This window comes from Wolbachia endosymbiont of Tuta absoluta (assembly GCF_059414725.1).
Genome location: NZ_JBNRJY010000415.1, coordinates 1 through 4,422, shown reverse-complemented (window position 1 = coordinate 4,422; position 4,422 = coordinate 1). Strand labels below are relative to the sequence as shown.

Here is a 4,422-nt window from a genome sequence, read left to right as displayed (position 1 = left end):
ATTCTCCAGATTTCAACAAAATTGAGCATTATTGGTTTGCTATAAAAAACAGAGCCAGGAAAAACATTCCTCTATTCGAATCCTTTCGTCGTGCTGTTGATTCTGCCTTCCTATGACCTGTTCGGACTATTATGAGAAATGTTATAACCCCAGCATTAACATGAGTATAAGTGTTGGTAGTGTGTCCAACAGCGAAGCAAGGGTCTCATCAAAATGTAAAGAAGTCTATGAACAAATAGAGGAAGAAATGAAAGCAAGCGAAATTTTGCATATTGATGAAATCAGTCACTACAACAAAGGCAAGTTGGGATGGTGCTGGATGTTTGCCAACAATAACGCAAGTCTTATGAAGTTAGCAGATACAAGAGGAATGAGGTTTTTAAAGAATAGTGCATTTTGTGATTACAAAAATCGTGTAATTACCGACAGATATGCAGTTTACAACTACTTCAGTGATGAAAAACGACAAATTTGTTGGGCTCACTTGTTGAGAAATTTCGAGAGGTTATCTCATAGCTGGAATAGTGAAGTAATGAGACTTGGCAATTGTTTAAAAGATGCAGCTAATGGATTATTTGCATTAAAAAATGCTTTGTCAGAAAATGAAATTAGTATTTCAAAGTTCACTAAGCAATCTAAAGAGTTGCGAAGATTTATGCAGTACTGCATGATAAAAATATCTTATATACTTGAAGCAAAAGGAGCTTCACGAACGGTAAAGGGTATTATAAAATCCGAGCCAATGATGTGGACATTTTTGGATGACCCAAAGAATATTCCATTAACGAATAATCATGTTGAACGACAAATACGGCGTTATGTTGTCTATCGTAAGAATTCATATTTTGCACAGTCAGAGCGAGGGAATAGATTCCTTGAGCGGATAATTTCTCTGTATCTCACTTGGAGACAAAAAAAAGTTAAATCCATTTCAAAACCTTTTATCTATTGTCTCTTAAGCCGCACCTCTGAACGGATACCCGTAATTGGGTTTTAAAGCGATTCTACAACCTCAGGGTACAACTATACCACCAAGACCCAAGTTACTCACATAGGGTAGCTTAAAACTCGATTATGAGGTACTTCTAAATTATCTTTTACCTTAAACTTTCACTTACTAGAAAGAGCCCTGTTCAATTTTATTATGTTTTTTATTCCTTGTAAAATATTTTTTCAAAAAAGTGAACAGTTTTTGTAATTTCGGTGAAACAAGAGCTGGTTTTGGAGGTCTTATTGAAATATAACGACTTTTATCTAAAATTCTTAAGTTGAGTTTTTAGGTAATCTGTATAAATAATTTGTAGATGAAGCTAAAGGAAAAAAGTTTTGCCATAAACATAAGCTACAAAACCCTCTCAATAATTCAAGATGGAGACAAAGATCTAAATTTATTTATTTACGTCTCTAATTTTATCTCGTATAATGGAGACAAAGATTTATATTTTGTGTTTTATGTCTCCATTATTTATTGGTAGAAAAACTGAGTTAAAACAACTACTGGAGCTTACAGAAAAAAATACTGCATCTTTTGTAGTAGTCAAAGGAAGGCGTCGTATAGGAAAAAGTCGTTTAATTCAAGAGTTTGGTAAATACTTCGAGCAATATTACTCCTTTATAGGTTTGCCACCAGAAAAGCATACTACAATGTCCTACCAACTTAATGAATTTTCTAGACAAGTTGCTAGACAATTTAATACATCTTTTGCTAGGTATGATGACTGGAGCGATTTACTATGGGCAGTTGGTGAACGTCTACTATCAGGAAAAACATTATTGCTGTTTGATGAAATTTCTTGGATGGGCTCAAAAGATCCAACCTTTTTAGGCAAAATAAAAAATTTTTGGGATACGCAGCTAAAAAATAATAACAAGTTAATTTTCGTTGTTTGTGGATCAGCTTCATCCTGGATCGAGAAAAATATACTTAGCAGCACTGGTTTCGTAGGGAGAATATCGTTAACTTTAACACTCGGAGAATTATCACTTTCTGATTGCAATGAATTTTGGCCGAAAAATATTTCAGCATATGAAAAATTTAAGGTGCTTGCAGTAACTGGCGGAATTCCAAAGTATTTAGAGGAGGTAAATTTTAAACATAGCGCTGAAGAAAATATTAAAAGGCTTTGTTTTACAAAAGGTGGGTTTTTAGTTGAAGAATTTAATCAAATATTCTCAGATTTATTCATGCGAAAAACGGCTTTTTATAAGCAAATAGTCAGAGCTCTTTCTACTGGAGCTAAAGAACAAGAAGAAATTTGTGCTACTTTAAATATCGTAAGACATGGACGCATTTCTGAGTATCTATATGAACTTGAGCTTGCTGGTTTTATTGCAAAGGATCATACTTGGAGTATAAAAACTGGTACTGATTCACGACTCAGGAGGTACAGACTTCAAGATAATTATTTAAGGTTTTATCTAAAATATATCGAAAAAGATCTAGGAAAAATTAGTCGTGACACCTATTCTATAGGGTTCTTACCAGAGTGGTATACAATTATTGGGCTTCAATTTGAAAATTTGGTGCTGAACAATAGAAAGAGTATACATAATATCTTAGGAATTGATAGAATAATAAGCGAGAATCCATTTTTTCAGAAAAGAACACGTAATAGTGCAGGTTGTCAAATTGATTATATGATTCAAACGAAGTTTAACACTCTCTACATTTGCGAAATCAAATTTTCAAAAGATAAAATTGGTCATTCAATAATACAAGAGGTACAAAAGAAAATAGATGCACTAAATCGTCCAAAAGGCTTTTCATGTCGTCCAGTCCTTATCCACGTTAATGATGTAAGTGATGATGTTATAGATAGTGGTTACTTTTCACACATAATTGATTTTGGAAAATTATTAAATTGTAAGTCATGGTTTTTCTGACTTTAAAATAGTGTCTTTTTAGTTTTTATGTTTATTCTTAACTTATAGAGGTTGCTTATGACTGATACTTTAACTTTAAAAGAGGGAGATATTGAAACTACTGCTTTTGATAATAGCAATTTTACTAGAGTATTACACGATGGAGAATGGTGGTACGTAATAACAGAAGTAATAGCTTTTCTGACAGGTAGTAAGAACCCATCTGACTATCTAAAAAAGATAAAAAGCAGAGATATAGGGCTTTCTGAAGGATGGGGACAATTTGTCACCCCCCTTGAAATTAAAACAAAAGGTGGTAAACAGAATGTTAATTGTACAAATGTTGAGGGGTTGTTTCGTATTTTGCAGTCTATTCCTTCCAAAAGAGTTGAACAATTTAAACGTTGGCTTGCAAAAGTCGGGTATGAAAGGCTACAAGAATATGAAAATCCTGAGCTTGCACTCAAACGAATCTATGCCGATTATGCTGCAAAAGGGTACCCTCAGGAATGGATACAAAAGAGAATAGAATCGATAGCTGTCAGAAATCAACTAACAAAAGAATGGGGTAACAGAAATATATCTGACCACAATAATAAGTATATTGAAGGTAGGGAATACGCAATATTGACAGACGTAATTTCTGAGGGAACGTTTGGAGTAAAAACAAAGCATCATAAGGAAATAAAAGGCTTGAGGAAACAACCACTAAGAGACCATATGACACCAATTGAATTAATTTTTAACATGCTAGGAGAACAGGCTACCATTGATGAAATAAAAGATAAAGATGCACAGGGCTATAATAAAAATTTAGAAGCGGCAAAGGAAGGAGGTAAGAACGCAGGCACAGCAAGAGAGGCATTTGAAAAAGCTAGAGGTGTGAAAGTCGTTTCTTCAGATAACTTTTTAAAGAGGATTAAAGATTAAAGTTCTCACTGGGAATGTTCAAAAAAGTGTGTCAAATCGAAAAAAAGTAATAAATTGATATAAAAAAATGGAGGTTTGAAAATGAGTCAGAAAATAGTAAACAGAACTAACGGATTGGTAGATTATAAAGAGTTGGAAACAAATATCCTGTCGTCTATACGAGAAGGAAGACCGTTGACAGGAAAGGAGGGAGCATTAACGCCATTTATAAAAAGGCTGCTTGAAGCTAGTCTAGAGGGTGAAATAGAACATCATTTATCTGCTGGAAGTGAAGAAAACAATCGTAGAAACGGGAGGAATGGCAAGACTTTGAAGACAAGCGCAGGTTCATTTGAACTATTGACACCAAGAGACAGAGAAGGAAGTTTTGAACCACAAATAGTGAAAAAAAGGCAAACAAGCTTACATCCAGAGCTTGAAACGAAGATTTTGAGCACATTTGCCAGTGGTATGAGCTATAGAGATATAGCGTCACACGTTGAGGAAATTTATGACCACAAAATATCTGCAGCAGAAATATCCAATATCACCGACAAATTACTGCCGTTAATCAATGAATGGCGCAGTCGTCCACTGCAATCTGTATATCCAATAGTATTCATGGATGGCATGTTTTTCAAAGTCAAGGAG

At 34.2% G+C, this 4,422-nt stretch carries 3 protein-coding genes and 2 pseudogenes; all 5 read left to right on the top strand.

Annotation, left to right across the window (positions count from 1 at the left end):
- Positions 1-116: pseudogene (locus ACJ5GX_RS04495) on the top strand (IS630-like element ISWpi11 family transposase); the annotation flags it as partial.
- A 41-nt stretch (positions 117-157) separates the two neighbouring features.
- Positions 158-959, top strand: a pseudogene (gene tnpC / locus ACJ5GX_RS04490) (IS66 family transposase); the annotation flags it as partial.
- Between the two features lie 493 nt (positions 960-1,452).
- Positions 1,453-2,883, top strand: a complete 1,431-nt coding sequence (locus ACJ5GX_RS04485; RefSeq protein ID WP_052264913.1) for an AAA family ATPase — start codon at positions 1,453-1,455, stop codon at positions 2,881-2,883.
- A 57-nt stretch (positions 2,884-2,940) separates the two neighbouring features.
- The gene (locus ACJ5GX_RS04480; protein WP_007302946.1) at positions 2,941-3,792 is read left to right on the top strand and encodes a BRO-N domain-containing protein; all 852 of its coding nucleotides are present in this window, start codon (positions 2,941-2,943) and stop codon (positions 3,790-3,792) included.
- Between the two features lie 81 nt (positions 3,793-3,873).
- Positions 3,874-4,422: transposase (locus ACJ5GX_RS04475; protein ID WP_495292745.1), on the top strand; the 549-nt coding region annotated here is incomplete at its 3' end.